Origin of the sequence: Flavitalea sp. (assembly GCF_035489435.1) — a bacterium.
In the GTDB taxonomy this organism is placed as follows: domain Bacteria; phylum Bacteroidota; class Bacteroidia; order Chitinophagales; family Chitinophagaceae; genus DATHKG01.
The window spans coordinates 26,692-47,156 of record NZ_DATHKG010000104.1 but is presented as its reverse complement, the minus strand read 5'-3'; the positions used below and the strand labels follow the sequence as shown (position 1 = coordinate 47,156).

The following is a 20,465-nucleotide window of genomic DNA, read 5'->3' as shown; positions in this document are numbered from 1 at the left end:
CAACGAGATCTTTCAACGAAAACTTTCAACGAGATCTTTCAACGAGATCTTTCAATGAAAATCTTTCAATAAATTCATTAACGCTTCTTTAATTTCTTCAAACCGGCATCTATGAATTCATGGTTCATATATTTTGATCCAATCATTACCCCATGAATATTTTTGGTTTGATCAATGTCGACCAACGGATTACCATTCAGTAGAATCAGGTCGGAAGGTGCACCTGCTTTGATGGTTCCTTGCAGCGGATCATTATAAAACTGTCCCACATTCACAGTACCTGTTTTAATAGCTTCAAAAGGTGTAAGGCCGGCATCAACAAGATATCTCAGCTCATGATGGACGCTAAAGCCTGGCACATTGAAAACCTGGGGCCCGTCGGACCCAAGTAGCAAACCAACTCCCCCATGATTACATGCGGCAATAAGTTGTCTTCTGATTTTTAAAAATTCATTTACACGATCAGGGTTGTAGGAGGGATTGCTTACCAGGGATTTTTTAGATTTTACCCAGTCGTTCACAGTTTGTTCATCCATATAAACCATTTCTGGTGCGGATGCAAGCATATCTGCGTCTGCTCCGGGAGCTATCCATCGTTCAGCTAAAGCCTGGGTGGGCACAACATAGATCCTTCGGTTTCTTAAACCGGTGATCAAAGTTTTTATCCGGCTGGTATCCGCACGGTATCCAATAAAAGTCGCGAAAAGGCCTGTCCGGTTTTCTGGTATACTATCCAGGCCGGGCACCAGGCTTTCTACAAATCCATCCAGATGGTCGATAGTTGCATACCCCGCATCAATGGCTCTCCATACACCCACCGCATAAGGCACATGCCCGGCGAATGGAATATTTTCAGCTTTCGCGGTTCGTGCAACAGCATTAAAGTTTTCAAGCGTTAGCCCGGGATGGATTTTCAAAAAATCATAACCGGCTTTTTTTTGTTCAATTACCCTGGCGGCACCTTCTTCTTTTGTTTTTACTGTAGAGCCATTAAATGAGGGACCTGAAGTATAAAAATGAGGACCCAATATCTCGCCGCTTTTTATTTTGGAACGCAATTCAAGATGACGGGGATGACCCAGCATACCCCGAATGGTTGTAACACCATTTAATGCAAACAACATGAGCACGTTTTTCATTGGCTCTATATCATCAATCGGCGGAACATGCGCATGCATCTCTGAAAGTCCAGGCATAAGGTACTTGTCGCTGGCTTCCACTACAAAGGCGTTTGCGGCAATCTTTGCTTTTGCTCCATCTGTAATTGAAACGATTTTCCCGTTCCTGGTTACGACCGTTTTATTGGTCAGTACCCTATCGCTGTCCATCGCGATCACATTTACATTTTTGAAGACAATATCCCTGTTCCGGGAATCAATTGGTTGCTGTCCATGGACGATATCTATGCAGAGCAGGGCTAAGAAGGTGACAAACAATTTCATCGTTTTTGAAATTTCACTGCAGCGTTTGGTCCTTGCGGGATGTTTCGAAATCTCAGATGGGTGATTCATATAACATCTTTATTTGAGTCGGAAGTGAAAATGTGTGTTCGGGCAGATAACATTGTACCTGATAAATTTACAATAAATTTACACTGCTCAATCAACTAAGCTGGCGGGGTGGCTGGTCCCTTGGTGAATTTCATGTGAATTTTACTATCGGTATATGCAGGTTCAAAAACTATATGAAGATTGCATGATGAATGGTGTAGCGGAACCCAAAAAATAATAAATAACGGATGAAATACAGAAAACTAGGTAAATCTTCTCTTGAAGTCAGCGTTATTTCATTTGGTGGTATGTCAATGCCCGTTGATCAGCCGATTGCCGATCAATTAATATCGAAAGCTGTTGACGGGGGAATCAATCTTTTTGATACTGCCGACTTATATAACCAGGGGGCAAACGAACTAATGCTTGGTAAAGCACTAAAATCATATCGGAAGAAAGTCTTTATAGCAACAAAGGTTGGCAATCAATGGAGGCCGGATAATTCGGGTTGGGATTGGAACCCTTCAAAACAGTATATCATTAGCCAGGTTGAAAACAGCCTGCAAAGACTTGGTACCGACTATATTGATTTGTACCAGCTACATGGAGGAACAATAGATGATCCGATTGATGAAACAATATCCGCTTTTGAAGAACTAATACAAAAAGGTAAGATCAGGTTTTATGGCATTTCATCGATTCGTCCAAACGTGATTCGCGAATATGTTCAGCGTTCATCCATTTCTTCCGTTATGATGCAATATAGTTTGCTCGACCGTCGCCCCGAAGAGCTTTGCCTGCCATTATTAGCAGCTTCAGACATCGGAGTGCTCGCCAGGGGGAGCATTGCCAAAGGTTTGCTGGGTGGTAAACCGGCAGACAAGTTCCTTAATTATGACAAACTTGAAGTGCATAAATTATCAACGGCTATTCGCAGTATCAGTAGCGACGGTAGAAGTGAAATGCAGACTTCAGTAAACTATGTGCTTCAGCAGCAAGCAGTTACATCGGCTGTAATAGGTGTTCGCACTATGGCTCAACTTGATGAGGCCCTGGCAGTTCCGGAAACATTGGCGTTAACGGCCCAGGAACTGGCCTACCTTAACCAGATACTCCATCAGAACTTTTATGAAGAACACAGGTAATGGCTCTCTTGGTTTAAAATAAATTAATTATTCAGATAGGGGTGCAATAGCCTGCAGGTGTCTTTAAATAAAGCACAAATTTGGCCGGAGCCCTCAAATACAGCACTGGATATCAAACCCTAAGAATGGAAGTAAAAGACAGTGGAAAGCTGTATAACCCTGGAGATACGGGGGAACAAGCTTTTGAACAGGTTTTTAAAACAAACTTTAAAAACCTGCATGCCTACGCCTATACTATCATCAGGGACGATATCATGGCCGAAGAGATCGTTCAAAATGTGTTTTGTCGTCTTTGGGAAAAAAAATCTAAGGTTGAAATTCAAATCTCCCTCGCGGCATATTTGTACAGGTCGGTTTATCATGAAAGTCTTAATTACCTGAAACACCTGAAAGTGCGTTCAGCATATAACAATTACGCACAATCGCAGATGAAAAGCAATTCGGACAATGCGGAAAAAAAGATTTTATTGGGTGATCTGGAAAGCAAACTCAACCAGGCATTAAGCGAATTGCCGGAACAGTGCCGAACTATATTTCAGATGAGCCGTTTCGAAGAACTCAAATACCAGGAAATCGCAGATAGAATGGGCCTGTCGATAAAAACAATTGAAAACCAGATGGGCAAAGCCTTAAAACGGCTGCGGCTCAAACTTGTTGACTTTTTGCCAGCTGCCATTTTAACTTTTCTTAACCTATAAAAGCGACTTCATTGAAAGAATTTTTACATGATATGGATGATGAAATGCTGGTGAGGTTCCTGCTTGATGAGGTAACGGAAGAAGAGCGGGCTCTAGTAAATAACTGGATCGGCCAGACTCCGGCCAATCAAAAATACTTTAATCATTTTGAACTCATCTGGCAACAGAGCAGGGTACTGGCAATATCAAGGGAGGTGGACGAGGATGCAGCCTGGCAAAGATTTAAGATCAGGATTAATAGCCCTGGTAAACCTGCTATCATTGTTCCATTTAAAAAAAGTTTTAACTGGATGCGTGTCGCTGCAATTTTCATTACCACGATCGCAGTTGCCGTCTTATTTTACCTGGTTAATACAAAAACCGCTCAACTGGAACTTGCAAGCAATGATATAATTGTTAATGATACGCTGCCCGACAATTCCATAGTTACCTTAAACAAACATTCCAGTTTGAGTTACCGTGAAAAATCAGGCAGGCAATCTTATCGCAAAGCAATTTTGAAAGGAGAAGGATTCTTCAATGTAAAACCCGATAAATCAAAACCATTTTTTGTTGAAGTTGATGGTATCGAGGTAAAAGTAGTCGGCACTTCGTTTAATATTAAAAGTCTGAAAGATTTTACAGAAATAATTGTTGAAAGCGGTATAGTGACCGTAGCAAAAGATAATCAACTGGTCACGCTTCAAAAGGGCGAAAGGCTTACGATACCGCGGGCCGGGGCCATGCCACAGAAAAAACAAAATTCCGACAAACTCTATAACTATTACCGGAGCCGCGAATTTGTTTGCGATAATACTCCTGTATGGAAACTGATTGAAGTGCTCAATGAAGCCTATGAAACGAAAATTATCATCGAAAACGAAAAAGCAAAAAAAGAACTTTATACTGTCACTTTCTACAACGAGCCTATTGAAAAAATAATTTCAGTTATCGCAGAAACTTTTGACCTCACTACTGAAAAGAAAGGCGACCAGATCATTTTAAAATAACGTTCAACAATATTTAAGATAAGATTCAACACTAATTTCAAATTAGGTTCAACGCTAACATTTCACCAACAAACAATGAAAGGAAGAATTAAGGTACATTTCGTAACAGCATTTGTAACAATCCTGTTTGCAGGAGCCGCAACCGCGCAATCGAATCTCAGCAAAACAATTTCACTTACGGTTTCAAAACAACCAATTGACCAGGTACTGGAGATCTTAAGCAACAAAGGAGATTTTTATTTTTCTTATAACAGTAACATAGTGTCCCGCGACACGCTGATCACTATTTCAGAAAATAATAAGACGGTAAGACAGTTGCTGGATATGATTTTCAAATCGGGATTCGAGTTCCGGGAAAGTGGCAATTACATCATTATCAGGCGTGCTCCGATTAAACTTACATTGGTCACATCAAAAGCGGTGAGTGAAAATAAAATATATATCGTAAGTGGATATATCGTGGACGACCAGACGGGCAAGCATGTGAGTTATGCAAGCATCTATGAGAAGGACCGCCTGGCTTCAGCCATGACCAATGAGCAAGGTTATTTCAAGATAAAATTAAAAAGCAGATACAAAACAGCATCACTTACCGTCAGTAAAGAATTTTATGAAGACACCACGGTTGTAATAGAACCAAAGTTCAATCAACAGATAACCATCACGATCATGCCGCTTGAGGTAACTGAACAATCAGCGATAATCAGTCCTAAGAATTACGAAGCACCCGACTCTATTGTAATTGCTGTCCGGCAGAATGACAGCATTCAATGGTTATATACCTATAAAAAAACAGATTCTGTAAGGGTAGAAAAAACCACCCTGGGTGACTGGTTCATCAGTTCCAAGTTGAAATTTCAAACGATTAATCTGAAGCGGTTTTTTATTGCCCGTCCTTACCAGGTATCCATTACACCAGGTTTAAGTACAAACGGTAAATTAAACGGGCAGGTTATTAATACCGTTTCCCTCAATTTGTTCGGTGGCTATTCGGGTGGGGTAAATGGTTTTGAGCTGGGCGGTTTATTTAACATCAACAAGAAAGATGTAAGATATGTGCAGGTAGGAGGCATATTCAACGCGGGCGGGGGAGATATGGAAGGCGTTCAGGTGGGTGGCATTCACAATTCTGCGTTGGGTTTTGCTACCGGTTTACAGATAGCGGGGATCAACAACTTTGTTGGCCGGAGCTATACAGGTTTGCAATTAAGTGGAATTTATAATCATGTTGGTGGCCGGTTGAATGGGATGCAGATAGGCGGCATAGCCAATTACAGCAACAAAGATGTAAGAGGTATGCAGGTAGCGGGCATTGCAAATATCAACCCCGCTGAAACAAAAGGGGTCCAGATTGGTGGCATATTTAATTACACCCGCAAGTTGACGGGACTGCAGGTTGGTTTGATAAATGTTTCCGATACTTCAGAAGGGTATAGCCTGGGGCTCATTAACATTGTGAGAACCGGTTATCATAAGCTGGTATTTTTCACCAATGATGTTGTTACCGCAAATTTTGCATTTAAAACAGGTAACCGGAAACTATACAGTATACTACTCGGAGGTTTAAATACAGATAGTAAAAGAATGATCTATTCATATGGCTATGGGCTTGGTACTGAAAAGTATATAGGAAAATGGTTCAGTATCAGTCCTGAAATCACCTCGCAATACCTGCATCTCGGTTCATGGGATCATCTCAACCTGTTGAATAAGGCAAACCTTAATCTCAATATTCGTTTTGGCAAACACTTTTCGATTTTTGGAGGACCTGCCTTCAATGTCTATTATTCTAACCAGACTTCAGCTGTGCCCGATTACAAATTTGATATAGCGCCAACAAATTCATATAAATACGGAGATCATGTTAATGCGTGGTTTGGTTGGAACGCAGGGATCAGCTTGTTTTAATTTTTTTCATGCGCATAGGGGTAAATAAAATGAAGGTTGTCATAATGGAATAAAAAAACCTTTGTATGAAAAAAATCAGCCTGGCTTTATTATTAGTTTTGTCAATTATCAGTCTTCCTTCATGTCGCAAAGTTGTGGGTGATGGTCCTGCCATCACCGAAAACAGGTCAACGGGAGAATTCACAGGGATCGAGATGGGTGTTCCTGCAGACATGTATTACATTCCCGGTAACAACTTCAAAATCGAGATCACCGCACAACGTAACATCCTTGATGTTATAGAAACCTATGTTTCAGATAACATATTAAAGGTTAAAGTGAAGCACAGTGTAAACATCAAATCCCATGAACCCGTAACAATAAAGATAACTGCGCCTGATGTTAGCTGGCTTGGAGTAAATGGTTCGGGAAATATCAAAGTGTTGGAACCTTTCGAGCCGGCTGCAACAACCTTGTCAATAAATGGATCCGGCACTATGGTAGTTGCAAAACTGGTCGCCGAAGATGTCCAGGTAAAAATCAGCGGTTCGGGTAGTATCCAGGTTTATGATGGCAACACTTCCAAAGAAAGTTTGTCCATAAGCGGGAGTGGGTTGATAGATTTAGCTGCATTAACAGCTGTACAGGCAAGCACCAGCACCAGTGGATCAGGCACCATGCGCGTTAATGTTGTATCCAACCTGGACTGTAAGATTTCCGGCAGTGGAGTTGTAATGTATAAGGGCAATCCCAAAGTAAGCAGTAGTGTGTCCGGTTCAGGGCGCGTAATACCCCTGTAATCCAAATTTCACAGATCCGGCCTTCCATTCATTGGATAAGGTTTAATATTGCAGATTAATAACAGCATTTAACGCTCTCATTAATCAAATATCATAACCAATGGTTCGCATCGGAGAATACAACGATTTACAGGTGATAAGGGTCGTAGACTTTGGAGTATACCTCGATGATGAAAAAGAAGGAATTCTGTTGCCCAAACGTTTTGTACCCGAAGGTCTTCAAACCGGCGATAGTCTTCGCGTTTTCATCTATCATGATTCTGAAGACAGAATGATCGCTACCACACTGGAGCCAAAAGGTGTAGTGGGTGATATAGTTAAATTAAGGGCGGTTGATGTCACTCAGCAAGGTGCCTTTCTTGACTGGGGTTTAATGAAAGATATTTTTGTTCCAAAATCCCAGCAAATGCTTCGTATGATACCAGGTGGAGAATACCTGGTGAAAATATACATCGATGAGAGAACAGGCAGGGTTGCAGCTACCGAGAAAATTGACCAGTTCCTGAGCAATGATACACTTTCTGTAAAGGAAATGGATATTGTTGATCTTGTGATCTATCGGCGCACTGATATTGGTTATCTCGTAATCATCAATAACAAACATACCGGCGTTCTTCACTTCAATGAGGTTTTCCGTGTGATAGAAACCGGTGATAAGCTTGAGGGCTTTATAAAAAAAATCGGGCCGGAGAACAAAATAGATGTAGTAGCCGGCCGTCCTGGCTATCAAAGAGTGGAAGACGAAACCGGGAAAATCATGAGATTGCTGAAAGAAAACAATGGTTATTTACCTTACCATGACAAGTCCGACCCCGATGATATTTATTCATTTTTTTCAATGAGTAAGAAGACATTCAAAATGACGACGGGCAATCTTTTCAAACAGCGGAAAATTGTCTTTACAAAAACCGGAATCAAGCTGGTTGATGAAAACGATTAATCATTATTTGACCATTTCAAATAGAATATCCCCGTTTAATTATGCCCTGAAAAAAATAAAAATAAGAATAGATAAAAATAAAACCGGGTCAGATGAAATTTAATAAACGTAGCCCCCTGCTCAAAGCGAGGGGCTTTTGCTAATTTGCGGTTTATGGCAAAAGGATTTGTATTTGATCTGAATGGAACAATTATCGACGACATGCATTATCATAACCAGGCATGGTTCGACATTCTTACAAAAGATTTAAAAGCTAAACTTACCTGGGAGGAGGTGAAAAAAGAAATGTATGGCAAAAACAGCGAACTCCTGGTCCGTGTTTTCGGACCCGATAAATTTACAAGCGCTGAAATGGATGAATACTCCCTGGAAAAAGAAAGACGATATCAGCAGGCCTATAAACCGGATCTAAAGTTGATTCCCGGATTGGATAGATTCCTTGAGAAAGCCTCAACCAAAGACATCCCCATGGCAATCGGCTCCGCTGCCATCATGTTCAATATAGATTTCATCCTCGACAATCTTGATCTCAGGAAATATTTCAAGGCCGTCGTCAGCGCAGAGGATGTAAAAAACAGCAAACCTGACCCTGAAACTTTTCTGAATTGTGCTACTTTATTGAATGTCCCGTCTCAAAATTGCATTGTATTCGAAGATGCACCAAAAGGTGTTGAAGCAGCCCGGAATGCGGGTATGAAAGCCGTAGTAATAATGAGCGCGCATGAGAAAGCAGACTTTGCTGATTATGACAATGTTTTATATTTTATCAGGGATTATAACGATCCGCAGCTTGATCAGTTATTTTGACTGCAAAGATAAATGTACGATATACACTTAACTGAAAATTTCAGTATATTGGACATTCATTTGAAAGCTTGCCAATTGTATGCCTGACAATTTTGTTATCGGGGTCGACTACGGTACAGACTCAGTGCGCACCATAATTTTGAATACCGGCAATGGAGCAACTACTGCTTCTTCAGTATTCGAATATCCAAGATGGCAGGATGGATTGTTTTGCAACCCAGCCATCAATCAGTTCAGGCAACACCCCCAGGATTATATTGATGGGCTTGAATCTACTATACGGAGTTGCCTGGTACAGGCTGGCGAAAATGTCAGAAAAAACATTGTTGGCATTTCAGTCGATACAACAGGTTCCACCCCCGTCGCCGTTAATAAAGAAGGAAAGCCGCTTGCACTTGTTCCAGGATTCGAAAACAATCCTAATGCAATGTTTGTCTTATGGAAAGATCATTCCTCGACTCTCGAAGCGTCCCAAATCAACAATCATGCAAAAAAATTCAATACAAATTATCTCCGCTTTGTCGGCGGTATCTATTCTTCCGAATGGTTCTGGGCAAAGCTATTATACATCTTAAGAAAAGATGAATTCGTTCGCAATGAATGTTATTCCTGGGTTGAACATTGTGACTGGATCCCATTTTTATTAACCGGTGGCGTCGATATTCATACAATGAAGAGAAGTGTTTGTGCCGCAGGGCATAAGGCACTTTGGTCGCCTGAATTTGATGGTCTCCCGCCAGATGAATTCTTTGCTTCCCTTGATCCCCTCCTTAAAGGATTTACTTGCCGGTTATACAAAAACACATATACCGCTGACAAGGCGGCCGGATATTTGTGCGAAGAATGGGCACAAAGGCTCGGGTTATCGACTGATGTAGTAATAGGAGTCGGTGCTTTCGACGCCCATATGGGAGCAGTCGGGGGCCAGATATCACCATACCAGTTAAGCAAAGTGATGGGAACTTCAACCTGTGATATGTTGGTAGCCCCTGTTAACGAATTGGAGAACATACTGGTCAGGGGCATTTGCGGACAGATAAATGGATCTGTTATTCCAGGGATGACCGGGCTTGAAGCCGGCCAGTCCGCTTTTGGTGATACTTACGCCTGGTTCCGCGATCTGCTTAGCTGGCCACTTTCCCTGTTGCCGGAAAGCAAATTAATAGATACAGCAACTGCCAAAGCCCTTAAAGAAGAGTTGAGCTCCACAATGATCCGGCAATTGGGTGAGCAAGCCAGCGAACTGGATCCGGATGAGGATTCGGAGCTGGCACTTGACTGGTTTAATGGTCGCAGAACCCCGGATGCAAACCAGGAAATAAAAGCAGCCATTACCGGGCTTAACCTCGCATCGAACGCGCCCAGGATCTTTTATGCGCTGGCTGAAGCCACTTGTTTCGGTGCAAAAAAGATTGTTGACCGCTTTAATGAACAAGGTGTTCCGGTGAAAGGATTGATCGGGCTGGGTGGAGTAGCAAAAAAATCACCTTTCATTATGCAGATGATGGCAAATGTGATGAATATGCCAATCCGTATTCATAAATCTGAACAGGCTTGTGCCACCGGAGCAGCTATGTTCGCGGCCACGGCAGCAGGTAGATATAGAAAAGTGGAAGAGGCAATGATGGCAATGGGAAGTGGTTTTGGAACAGAGTACAAACCACAGTTATCAAAAACAACCTTATTGCAACATCGCTTTGACAAATTTACCAGGCTATCAGAACTGGTTGAAGATAAGTTATGAGCCTCGCCCGCCGTAGTACATCGAAATACTGATACACTGCCAGATAATTAACGAAGGCGGGCCTCGCCCGCCGAAGTAAGTTGAAAACTGTTTTTAATGCCATACTATTAACGAAGGCGGGACAAAAAATAATTCTGAAGCGATGAAAGAATTTAAGGAGCTAAGAGAACAGGCCTATCTCGCAAATATGCAATTACCAGCGCTCAACCTGGTAGTATTTACTTTTGGCAATGTAAGTGCCGCAGATCAATCGAAAAAAATTTTTGCAATCAAGCCAAGCGGAGTTCCTTACGATCAATTGTCACCTGACAGCATGGTGATTGTCGACTTCGACGGAAAAGTGGTGGATGGCGCTCTTCGTCCTTCATCAGATACCCTCACACATGCAGTGCTGTATAAGAACTGGCCGGCGTTAGGGGGTATTTCACATACGCATTCTATCTATGCTACCGGCTGGGCACAGACATTAAGAGATATTCCAATTTATGGGACCACTCATGCTGATCATCTGTCGGTGGACTTACCCTGTGCTCCACCAATGGATGATACCAGGATAGTTGGTAACTATGAATATGAAACAGGATTCCAGATTATTAATCACTTCACAAACAGGAAATATGATTATAAGGATGTTGAAATGATCCTTATTGGCAATCATGCGCCTTTTACCTGGGGCAATACAGCGGGCAAGGCTGTTTATAATAGCGCAGTCCTTGAAAATATCGCATACCTGGCATACTTAACCGAACAAATCAATCCTAAGGCTGAACGTATGAAGGAATCACTTATCAGAAAGCATTATGAAAGGAAACATGGTCCGGATTCATATTACGGGCAGGTTATCTTTTAATTTAATCGGAAAGCTATGGATCTAAAACAATTCGAAGTCTGGTTTATCACTGGAAGCCAACACTTATACGGAGAAGCAACATTAAAACAGGTAGCAGAACATTCGCAGGTAATTGCGAAGGCGCTAAATCAGCACATAAGCATTCCCGTTAGTATTGTCTTCAAACCTGTCGTTAAAACGCCTGATGAAATTTTTCAACTTTGCCAGGACGTAAACATCACAAAAAACTGTATTGGCATCATTGCCTGGATGCATACTTTTTCACCGGCAAAGATGTGGATAGGAGGGTTGAAAGTATTGAAGAAACCGATGCTTCATCTTCATACCCAGTTCAACCGGGATATTCCCTGGGGTGAAATCGATATGGATTTTATGAACCTGAATCAGAGTGCTCACGGCGACCGCGAGTTCGGATTTATCATGACACGTATGAGGTTGAACAGGAGAGTGGTAACAGGTCATTGGCAAGATAGTGACGTAATTGACCAGCTCAATGGCTGGACAAGAGCTGCTGCGGGCTGGAACGACTGGCAGGGAGCCCGCTTTGTAAGGTTCGGTGATAATATGAGGCAGGTGGCGGTAACAGAAGGAGATAAGGTTGAGGCAGAATTGCAATTCGGATATTCAGTGAATGGACATGGTGTTAGTGACCTGGTGAAAGTGATTTCGGAGGTTACTGATAAGGAAGTCGAAAACCTGGTAAGAGAATACGCAGATAAATACGAACTCGCTTCGAAACTGAAAAAAGGTGGGGACTTTCATAATTCATTATTTGAAGCAGCCCGGATAGAAGCCGGTTTGCGTCACTTCCTGGTGGCCGGTAATTTTAAGGGATTCACTGATACATTCGAAGATTTGAATGGTTTGCCCCAACTGCCTGGAATAGCCGTGCAACGGCTAATGGCAGAAGGTTATGGTTTCGGGGGAGAAGGCGACTGGAAGACAGCTGCCCTGGTACGGGCTATGAAGGTGATGGGTGCCGGGTTAAACGGCGGGAATTCTTTTATGGAAGATTATACCTATCATTTTGATCCTGCAAACAGGATGGTTCTTGGTTCGCATATGCTTGAAATCTGTGAATCAATATCCAGCGGTAAACCTTCCTGCGAAATTCATCCGCTCGGAATCGGGGGTAAAGCTGATCCGGTTAGATTAGTCTTCGACGTTGCTGCGGGGCCGGCTATCAATGCCTGTATAATTGATATGGGCAACCGTTTTCGTTTACTTGTAAATGATGTAGAAGCTGTTACTCCCCTGGAGTCACTGCCGAAACTTCCGGTAGCAAGAGTGATGTGGAAACCAATGCCTGATATGAGGACGGGTTGCACAGCCTGGATTTATGCCGGTGGCGCTCATCATACCGGGTATAGTCAGAACTTATCGAGTACACATATGCGTGACTTTGCAGAAATGGCCGGCATAGAATGTGTAGTGATTGATAAGGACACTAATTTGAATGCATTCCGGAATGAATTGAGATGGAATGAAGTTTATTATAAGGCGGCACAAGGGTTTTAACGGTAGTGCAGTGATTTTAATGGCCCCTTAATATTTATTATTATAATTTTCAATTGCCTTTCACCGGTCTGTTAACTTTTCACTGTTCGTTTTTCATCACCTATTGGTTTGCCTAATCAAAAGCCCCCATGAGTATTATTCAGTACAAAAATTACGACCGGCTGCTCCTGGCAGTAGATTGTATCATATTCGGATTTGACGGACATCGGATCAAAAGTCTGCTTATTAAACGTGGTTTTGAACCAGAGATAAGTAAGTGGTCTCTGATGGGTGGTTTTGTAAATAATAATGAAAGCGTTGACGAAGCTGCGAAAAGAGTTTTAAAGCAGCTAACCGGACTTGATAATATTTACATGGAGCAATTGCAATGTTATGGCGATCCTGAGCGGGATCCGGGAGGGAGGGTTGTTTCAGTTGCATATTTTGCGCTGATCAGGATTGACAATAACGACAAATTACTTAAAGAGCACCAGGCAGAATGGTTTTCGTTCGATAAATTTCCTCCACTGATTTTTGATCACCAGGAAATGGTTAAAAACGCAAAGGAGAGATTGCAACAAAAAGTAGCCAACCATCCCATCGGATTTGAACTGTTGCCTGCAAAATTCACCCTGCCTCAATTACAATCCCTCTACGAGGCGATTTATGAAAGTCCTGTCGACAAAAGAAACTTCACAAGAAAAATTTTATCACTCGATATCCTGGAAAAGCTGGATGAAAAAGAAAAAACCACATCAAAGAAGGGGGCCTTTCTTTACGTGTTTGATAAGGAAAAATACATGAAGCTTGAAAATGAAGGCCTGAAATTTATTTAATCTGAAAAATTAATTACCTGGGTCAAAATGTCGGACACAGGGATTGTCTTTTGTCACCGTTGTAGTCGCTGTAGAATCCATGATTTATGAGCGCAAACTCAAACGCTCCACGTGAATTATTGTATTGTTTGAGCGAAGATGAAGTCGCATCGTAGCTAAACACCAGTCTCACATTTTTCCATGAGAAACCTATCATCGGAATTATAGCATCTCCCGGGCGGTAATAAAGACCACCAATCAACTGAATCTCTCCATCACCTGAAAGATTGTACTGGATATTTCCACCCGCAACCAATTCGGATGAACTGGCCTGGTTACTGTAATAGGCCATCGGGTTAATAATAACCATATCATTCATCTTGATGCTTGCATTCACAAAAGCTGTATATCTTGGTGCTATCCGTCCATCAAAGCTGATGCTGTCCAAACTATTCGGATCCGTTGTGAAAAAAGATTCACGGGGCCTGTTAATATGGTGCGCAGACAATCCGGCATTCAGGTATAAATTTTCAGTCGGAAAGTATGCATAGTTTAGTCCGACCTGCATATCAAAATAATTAACGGCACTTGCGTCGAGCACTACACTTGTCGGGAGCGTATTGTCAAAAAATTTGCCATCAAACTGATCCGGAAATTTCAGGTCTGACATGTTAACTCTCTTATTTGCCCAGCCTACATTAAATCCTGCTGATAACAGGTGTGCTTCGCCAAGCATCTGGTGATAAGCCACGGAGCCATAAACTTTGGTTGAAGTGAGGGTACCGGATCCGGCCACATCGCGCAGTATTACACCACCCAATCCAAGCCAGCCGCTTTCAATACGGTCGCGGAATACCTGTGCATCACCCCAAACGCTCATGGTTTTATATGGAACACTCATGATACTGGACCATTGATTCCTGTAGTTGGCTCCTAAACGGTAATCAGCATCCGGAATAAAACCTGTATTCGCAGGATTTGTGGTAAGCGGTGAGTTGAACCACTGTGAAAAATGGAGGTCTTGTGCCGTTGAATTATTCGTCACCAATGAAATGAAAGACATCAGTATAACACTGGTGGCTAACCGAAAAGATGATCGGTAACCGGGTTTTGATTTTATAACATCCTCTCCGGATGGTATAGCCTTTACCCGCATTTTTCTGTTCTTCCAACCCTGGATTGTCAGCATCGTCATGTAAGTTACTGTTAAGAATAAGTTTCTCCTACAGTTGGTTCTGGTTTAATTCGCAATCCCGGATCCCCGGAATTTTTCTACTTATCGGCCTATGTTTAGCAGCCTGTTTTTAACTGCCTATGTTTATTTATCTCTTATCAGATTTATCTGTCTATCTTATCAATGTTATATCGCCGGTTTTTCTTGTTGTGGACCCATCACTGAACTCAACATCAAGCACATATGCATACACTTCCATTGGCTGCGGTTTTCCATTGAAATTGCCGTCCCATCCGAGCCTCCTGTCATTACTTTCAAAAACTTTCTGTCCCCATCTGTTATAAATCCTGAACATCATTCTGTTGATTCCAAATCCTTCTACTCTCACTATACTGTTTTTTCCAAATCGTCCAGGTGTGAATGCGTTTGGTACGTCAAGCAGCGGGATAACCTGGGCCTGAACCGGTTTGCAAATAGTATCAGTACAGCCGTATTGATTGTATGTAATCAGGCAGGCTGTAAAAGTGCCAGTGGCGTTGTATAGATGCAAGGTGGTATCCATAGTGGTTTTTACCGTTGAGTCTCCATCTCCGAAAATCCATTTGTAACGGACACCGCCGGTTGACAGATTTGTGAAGATCACAGGTTTATTTACTTCAGGCGGACTTGGCGAATGATTAAAATTGGCGGTGGGTTTGGTATTCACACTTATTGTATGTTCAATTGAGTCAACCACATTACAGGTATTCGGATCCCTGGCCACCAGTTTCACCCTGTAGGTTCCAACATTCGGGTAAAGATGTACGGGATTGGTGGCTGTGGAAGTGGTTCCGTCTCCAAAATCCCAGAAAAATGTTTCACCTGCAAGCGAATTGTTGGTAAACACGGCATTGAATGGGGCGCAGGCAGGTGAAGGCACCGTAAACTGAGCCTTTACAAGCGGGGAAACCCGGAGTGTGTCTGCCAGGGAATCCGGTGCATTACAATAATTTGTGTCAACAAGGACAAGCCTGGCATAATAAGTTCCTGCGGCAGGATAACGATGATCTACTGGTGCTGTACCGGCATTTACCCGTGGAGAGCCATCGCCGAAATCCCAGACAAAACTATTTGGCCCGAATGGTTTGCCCGGAGGAGCAATCGATAAGTTTTCAAAACGATAATTAAGATCCTCGCAAGGGGGTAATTTTACAATATTCATTGCTAAGTTAGCCCTGTCGGTACGTACCCTGATTGTCGTGTAAGCCGTATCTCTGACATTACAGGAGGTAGAATCTATCGCAATCAATCTTACCAGGAAGTTTCCCACTGTTCCATACACATGGTTAACTTCAAAGTTGTCAGTAGTTAAATCGGGTGAACCATCTCCAAAAGTCCATATATATTGTTTTGCATTGCGAACAGTATCTCTGAGTGTAACTGCAAATGGTACACAACCGGTAGAATCCGGATCATTGCCAACAAAAGCTTTCGGGCCCGCGGCAACTCCGGAGAAATTAAAGGAAATTTTTACTGCACCCAGGTTACAGCCGTTTCTGCCTGCACCATTTACAGGACCGATTACACCTGGAGTGATTGGATAAGGCCTGGTGATCTGGCCGGGACCATTTTGAAAACAGTTTGCGCAGATTGCCTGGTAAATTACTCCCTGTTGGTCATAACGGCTTGTACCTCCGTCCACATGTTCACCTTCGGCACCATCCTGGCCGAAAAAAGTACCATATAGTACCTGGGTCGCATCTTTCTTTAGTACGATAAAATAAAAGTCACGGTTATCGGTAACTGATTTTATAGCATCTGGTGTTATAGGCATACCAGCCACACCTGCAGTAAGATAAGGATCAGTACCTGTCTGTATCCATCCGCCCCAACCGGAAATATAGATGTTTTCACATCTGTCTACCAGGAAAGCCACGGGTGATATATTTGGTTTCCGGTTGCCGGTGCCAAACACAGTTGAATAGATATAGGCTGAAAGATCGGGTTGAAGTTTAGATACAAACTGGCTTGAATTCGGAGCGAACGCAGTGGCGTTGATAACGGGCCAGGCACCCCCTGTAATACCCATCACATACGGGAAACCAATTTTGTCAAATTTTATCCCATAAACAACATCGGGAGTATTGGTGCCGAGATAGGTGGTTTTGGTAATGGAAGATCCATCGTTTGCAATAATGCTGACAAAACCATCGCAGTCTCCGCCCTGGAAAGTACCGGTAAGGCTACCTGATTTGTTTCCCGGAAAGTTAGGGCTGGCCGTTGCGCCACCGACGTAAATTTCATTGGTATTTGGTCTTATTTCGAGAACAAATGCACCATCGTTGGCTGTTCCACCGAGATAAGATGCCCAGGTAACAGCATTACAATTGGGATTTATTTTCATCACAACTCCGTCCTGCGCACCACCTAAGGTTCCCTGGAATGCACCAGCTGTTACCGGAAATTTGAGCGACTTTGTCTGGGCAGCAACATAGATATTTCCCTGGGGATCCATTACTACTTCGCTCCTTGAATCATCACCATAGAATCTGAGCAGGGAGCTTTGACCAACCGCAGCTCCGTTTCCAACATCATTAATGTTTACCCCATCATCCTCGGCTCCTCCAATTATGAGAGAGCCTATCAGGGTTGCCCCATTCGCACTAAATTTTGAAACCACGATATCGGCTCCGCCCCCTGTTCCTACTTTGACACCTGTTGTTGCAAAATCACTGCCGGAATAACTTCTTCCCATTACGACCAGGTTCCCGTCCGGGTCAGATATAAGACTGTGCGGGTATTCATTACCACTACCACCGAGATAAGTTGAATATAAACGCTGTGTTCCGGTTGCGCTGAATTTTGTAATCCCTATATCAACGCCATTGTTACCGGTACCACCTCCGAAATTTATCTGGTAGGCGCCCGTGGTAACAGGATAACCGGTGCCGGTAACCCGTCCACCGGCATAAAGTGAACCATCCGGACCTGGTGTGGCTGTGAAGCCATATTCGTCGGCACGGCTGCCACTGAAAGAAGAGAATATCAGGGTCGGATCAATTACAAGCGTAGTTTTTGTATCGTGATTTTTTACCTTGAAACGAACAGTATTGCCGGTAAGTTCGTAGTTGCATTCAACTGATTGCCTTCCTTTCACATTATCGAACTGGTAGCTATAGGGCGACAATTCCTTTACGTCACCAACAGAGGTTTTTATAATCAGTTCACGGTTGCGTATCGATAATTTGTCTGCTCCTTCAATTTTCATCACGATATCATTCACTGAACCTCCCGGATGAATGATGAAATCATATTTAAGCTGACTGTTTTCGGAATAATACCTCACATCAACATTTGGATAAACATTCTTGTAAACAACAGCCTGGAATATCCTGACATGAGATTGCCATTTGCTTGAATCGCGGCCAATAAAATAATTGTTGTAGCTAGGTAAAATTTTGTCAGGTATGATGAGCGGATTCTCATTAGCTCCCACAAATTGCACATTGTAGGCATGTGAACGTACAGTACCGGAAGAATTACCCGGAGGTTTTGGAAATTTGGTGGCATTACTATCCGGCACCCAGGGTTTTTGAGTGCCCTGGCTGGTAGCCTTTGCTGAATTATGCCTGTCCATTACCCGCCTGAGATCTTCTTCGTTATGCAGTACAACCTTAAAACCATTATTGTGGAGGTAGAAGGAACCTGCCGAAAGAGGACCCTTGAATTTTACGCGGGAATCCCACTGTCCTTTATTTTCAATGAAATCAAATGTCGTGATTTCTGACTGCGCCGTGATTCTTAGGGTGGATATCAGTAGGAAAAAAGCCAAAAATATTCTTCGGTAAGTCAATATATATTTTTTACAAAGTACTCAAATTCGAAGGGCAGGTTTATAGTACGTATTGAATTTAATTAAAATTTAAATAAGATGGCATAAAAGCCTCCGTTCCTGTTCACAACTATTGCACAGTTTATTTACCGTGTTTATTTACGTGACCTGGGGAATTGTGGTTGGCCGGAATGCAACTTACAGGCTGTTTTATATTTATTTTGTGATTTAACTAGTGGATAACATTCGCTTACGGCCATTTGCACTTCTGGCTTTTATGATTATCTTAGCAGTCAGTTTAATACTTAGCACAACAGCTCCACACATCCCCTGAATCAAACCGCGCTAATCCCTTAATTCTATTGTATTTTTTTGTTGTTGTCATCCATCCCTGTGAATAATTGGTTCCAAGATTAAGTCCCCTGAAACAGCCGTATTTATTACTTAATCTCAAAGGCAATGAAACCAATAATACTCGCTGTGGATGACAGCAAAGCTATACGATTCCTGCTTCAATCGATTTTTGGCAAAAAATACCAGGTTATTACAGCTGCAGATGCATCATCTGCTATGTATTGGTTGTCAAAGAAAAAGTTGCCTCAGCTAATAATAACTGAATCACAACTTCCTGATGTCGATAATTGGGAATTCGTTGCAAATCTGAAGAACAGTTTTTTATATCAGCCTATACCTGCGATCGTTTTGTCTTCGCAGGACCAAAAAGAGACCGAATCCAAGTGTAAAGCCTACGGAATAGATTATTTTTTTTCCAAGCCATTCAATCCTGTGGAACTAATCGAATTAGTTGATGAATTATTAAGTAAGGAAAAAATTTACTAGTGATCATTGATTGTTGCATCTTAAATCTACCCTTATGGTTCGTACTGAAAACAATGTTTCACCTAAAAGAGTTTACGCTTACCGGCGGACAACTGCTGCACCGGAAAAGAAGCCTATTCTTCCAAATCTTTCTTATCTATATATCGGCAACAAGTTTAAGGCAGCTCATGACCTGCACGCAGGATTCGAGAACAGCTATTTCCTGTTTTCCTTTGATGAAACCATCAAATTACTTTTCCGTCTCGAAAAAGCAGGGCGCTTACCTTCAGTAATCCTGGTAGACAGCCCCAAAGATATTTCGGCGTTTAAGAAATTCCTGGAGGCACTCAGTGAGGTAGAGTCCTTTAAAACGGTGACTATACTCGCAGAAGTCTCCAATTGTCGCCAGGAGATTATAGCTCAACTTTCCCAGGAAAAGGGTATAAGTGACCTCGTAATGATAAATACGAACAATGGCCTCGCTGAAAAAGTTGTATTCTTCAACAAACTGCAAAAAGGAGCCTTGCTGGCTGAAAAATCACTGCACCAGGGTATAAACTGGAACATGATAAAGCATTATGGCTTTGTGCGTGTATTTGACCTTATTTTTTCTATGATTTGTATTGTGTTGCTTTCTCCCCTGATGTTATTGCTCGGGGTGTTGGTTAAAATGGATGGCGGTTCTAATATTTTAGAATTCAGCATAGAACGAGGCCTTCGTTATCGCAGTTTTCGTTATATCAGGTTCAGGACTGAACTGAGCTACAGCAATGAACAGTTTCCGGATCTATGTCATGTTAACCAGTTTTTAAATTCCGAGAATGATGGGGCATCCTACCAGGGTAAGTCAAATCAGACAAGTAAAATAGGCGCATTTCTCCGGTCTACAAATCTGGATGAACTGCCTGCGCTTTTCAACATTATGGCCGGAGATATCTCTTTTATCCGGAACCGCTGATCCGGTTTATCCGGAGCAAAGATCCGGTTTATCCGGAACAA

Annotated in this window: 16 protein-coding genes; 13 read left to right on the top strand and 3 right to left on the bottom strand. The window is 42.4% G+C overall.

Going from position 1 to position 20,465, the window contains the following annotated elements; translation table 11 throughout:
• Positions 1-77 precede the first annotated feature (77 nt).
• On the bottom strand, positions 78-1,511 hold the full coding sequence (locus tag VK664_RS17275; protein ID WP_461399941.1) for an amidohydrolase family protein: 1,434 nt from the start codon (positions 1,509-1,511) through the stop codon (positions 78-80).
• 227 nt (positions 1,512-1,738) lie between these two features.
• On the opposite strand from VK664_RS17275, the gene VK664_RS17270 reads away from it, so the two are divergent.
• The 11 genes from VK664_RS17270 (at position 1,739) to VK664_RS17220 (ending at position 13,683) form a co-directional block, all read left to right on the top strand.
• The gene (locus VK664_RS17270) at positions 1,739-2,635 is read left to right on the top strand and encodes an aldo/keto reductase (protein ID WP_461399940.1); all 897 of its coding nucleotides are present in this window, start codon (positions 1,739-1,741) and stop codon (positions 2,633-2,635) included.
• A 125-nt stretch (positions 2,636-2,760) separates the two neighbouring features.
• Complete coding sequence (locus VK664_RS17265; RefSeq protein WP_461399939.1) at positions 2,761-3,333, top strand: RNA polymerase sigma-70 factor; 573 nt, start codon at positions 2,761-2,763, stop codon at positions 3,331-3,333.
• An 11-nt stretch (positions 3,334-3,344) separates the two neighbouring features.
• Positions 3,345-4,322: a FecR family protein gene (locus VK664_RS17260; protein WP_461399938.1), complete on the top strand. Its 978-nt coding sequence runs from the start codon at positions 3,345-3,347 to the stop codon at positions 4,320-4,322.
• Positions 4,323-4,397: 75 nt separating this feature from the next.
• On the top strand, positions 4,398-6,230 hold the full coding sequence (locus tag VK664_RS17255; RefSeq protein ID WP_461399937.1) for an STN and carboxypeptidase regulatory-like domain-containing protein: 1,833 nt from the start codon (positions 4,398-4,400) through the stop codon (positions 6,228-6,230).
• A gap of 65 nt (positions 6,231-6,295) precedes the next feature.
• Positions 6,296-7,009 (top strand): head GIN domain-containing protein, encoded by a 714-nt coding sequence (locus VK664_RS17250; protein WP_461399936.1) that lies wholly within the window; start codon positions 6,296-6,298, stop codon positions 7,007-7,009.
• Positions 7,010-7,109: 100 nt separating this feature from the next.
• Positions 7,110-7,949, top strand: coding sequence for a CvfB family protein (locus VK664_RS17245; protein WP_461399935.1), 840 nt, complete (start codon positions 7,110-7,112; stop codon positions 7,947-7,949).
• A gap of 153 nt (positions 7,950-8,102) precedes the next feature.
• On the top strand, positions 8,103-8,756 hold the full coding sequence (locus VK664_RS17240) for an HAD family hydrolase (RefSeq protein ID WP_461399933.1): 654 nt from the start codon (positions 8,103-8,105) through the stop codon (positions 8,754-8,756).
• Positions 8,757-8,835: 79 nt separating this feature from the next.
• Complete coding sequence (locus tag VK664_RS17235) at positions 8,836-10,500, top strand: ribulokinase (protein WP_461399932.1); 1,665 nt, start codon at positions 8,836-8,838, stop codon at positions 10,498-10,500.
• A gap of 142 nt (positions 10,501-10,642) precedes the next feature.
• Positions 10,643-11,350, top strand: a complete 708-nt coding sequence (gene araD / locus VK664_RS17230; RefSeq protein WP_461399931.1) for an L-ribulose-5-phosphate 4-epimerase AraD — start codon at positions 10,643-10,645, stop codon at positions 11,348-11,350.
• A gap of 15 nt (positions 11,351-11,365) precedes the next feature.
• Positions 11,366-12,868, top strand: coding sequence for an L-arabinose isomerase (gene araA, locus VK664_RS17225; RefSeq protein ID WP_461399930.1), 1,503 nt, complete (start codon positions 11,366-11,368; stop codon positions 12,866-12,868).
• 128 nt (positions 12,869-12,996) lie between these two features.
• Positions 12,997-13,683, top strand: coding sequence for an NUDIX hydrolase (locus VK664_RS17220; protein WP_461399929.1), 687 nt, complete (start codon positions 12,997-12,999; stop codon positions 13,681-13,683).
• Positions 13,684-13,705: 22 nt separating this feature from the next.
• On the opposite strand, the gene VK664_RS17215 is transcribed toward VK664_RS17220, so the two are convergent.
• Both VK664_RS17215 and VK664_RS17210 read right to left on the bottom strand, forming a co-directional pair.
• Entirely contained in the window at positions 13,706-14,857 is a 1,152-nt protein-coding gene (locus VK664_RS17215) for a PorP/SprF family type IX secretion system membrane protein (RefSeq protein ID WP_461399928.1), read from the bottom strand.
• A gap of 151 nt (positions 14,858-15,008) precedes the next feature.
• Positions 15,009-18,668, bottom strand: a complete 3,660-nt coding sequence (locus VK664_RS17210) for a DUF7948 domain-containing protein (protein ID WP_461399927.1) — start codon at positions 18,666-18,668, stop codon at positions 15,009-15,011.
• 438 nt (positions 18,669-19,106) lie between these two features.
• Here VK664_RS17210 and VK664_RS17205 point away from each other — a divergent pair, with 438 nt between their 5' ends.
• Positions 19,107-19,487 (top strand): response regulator, encoded by a 381-nt coding sequence (locus VK664_RS17205; protein ID WP_461399926.1) that lies wholly within the window; start codon positions 19,107-19,109, stop codon positions 19,485-19,487.
• A gap of 34 nt (positions 19,488-19,521) precedes the next feature.
• Positions 19,522-20,424, top strand: coding sequence for a sugar transferase (locus VK664_RS17200; protein WP_461399925.1), 903 nt, complete (start codon positions 19,522-19,524; stop codon positions 20,422-20,424).
• The last annotated feature ends 41 nt before the right edge of the window (positions 20,425-20,465 follow it).

What these genes read in the sequence shown, in the direction of transcription:
- VK664_RS17245 (WP_461399935.1), top strand. Translation starts at nt 7,110, where the DNA reads ATGGTTCGCATCGGAGAATACAACGATTTACAGGTGATAAGGGTCGTA.
- araD (WP_461399931.1), top strand. Translation starts at nt 10,643, where the DNA reads ATGAAAGAATTTAAGGAGCTAAGAGAACAGGCCTATCTCGCAAATATG.
- VK664_RS17240 (WP_461399933.1), top strand. Translation starts at nt 8,103, where the DNA reads ATGGCAAAAGGATTTGTATTTGATCTGAATGGAACAATTATCGACGAC.
- VK664_RS17250 (WP_461399936.1), top strand. Translation starts at nt 6,296, where the DNA reads ATGAAAAAAATCAGCCTGGCTTTATTATTAGTTTTGTCAATTATCAGT.
- VK664_RS17200 (WP_461399925.1), top strand. Translation starts at nt 19,522, where the DNA reads ATGGTTCGTACTGAAAACAATGTTTCACCTAAAAGAGTTTACGCTTAC.
- VK664_RS17275 (WP_461399941.1), bottom strand. Translation starts at nt 1,511, where the DNA reads ATGAATCACCCATCTGAGATTTCGAAACATCCCGCAAGGACCAAACGC.
- VK664_RS17235 (WP_461399932.1), top strand. Translation starts at nt 8,836, where the DNA reads ATGCCTGACAATTTTGTTATCGGGGTCGACTACGGTACAGACTCAGTG.
- araA (WP_461399930.1), top strand. Translation starts at nt 11,366, where the DNA reads ATGGATCTAAAACAATTCGAAGTCTGGTTTATCACTGGAAGCCAACAC.
- VK664_RS17255 (WP_461399937.1), top strand. Translation starts at nt 4,398, where the DNA reads ATGAAAGGAAGAATTAAGGTACATTTCGTAACAGCATTTGTAACAATC.
- VK664_RS17205 (WP_461399926.1), top strand. Translation starts at nt 19,107, where the DNA reads ATGAAACCAATAATACTCGCTGTGGATGACAGCAAAGCTATACGATTC.
- VK664_RS17270 (WP_461399940.1), top strand. Translation starts at nt 1,739, where the DNA reads ATGAAATACAGAAAACTAGGTAAATCTTCTCTTGAAGTCAGCGTTATT.
- VK664_RS17265 (WP_461399939.1), top strand. Translation starts at nt 2,761, where the DNA reads ATGGAAGTAAAAGACAGTGGAAAGCTGTATAACCCTGGAGATACGGGG.
- VK664_RS17215 (WP_461399928.1), bottom strand. Translation starts at nt 14,857, where the DNA reads ATGACGATGCTGACAATCCAGGGTTGGAAGAACAGAAAAATGCGGGTA.
- VK664_RS17220 (WP_461399929.1), top strand. Translation starts at nt 12,997, where the DNA reads ATGAGTATTATTCAGTACAAAAATTACGACCGGCTGCTCCTGGCAGTA.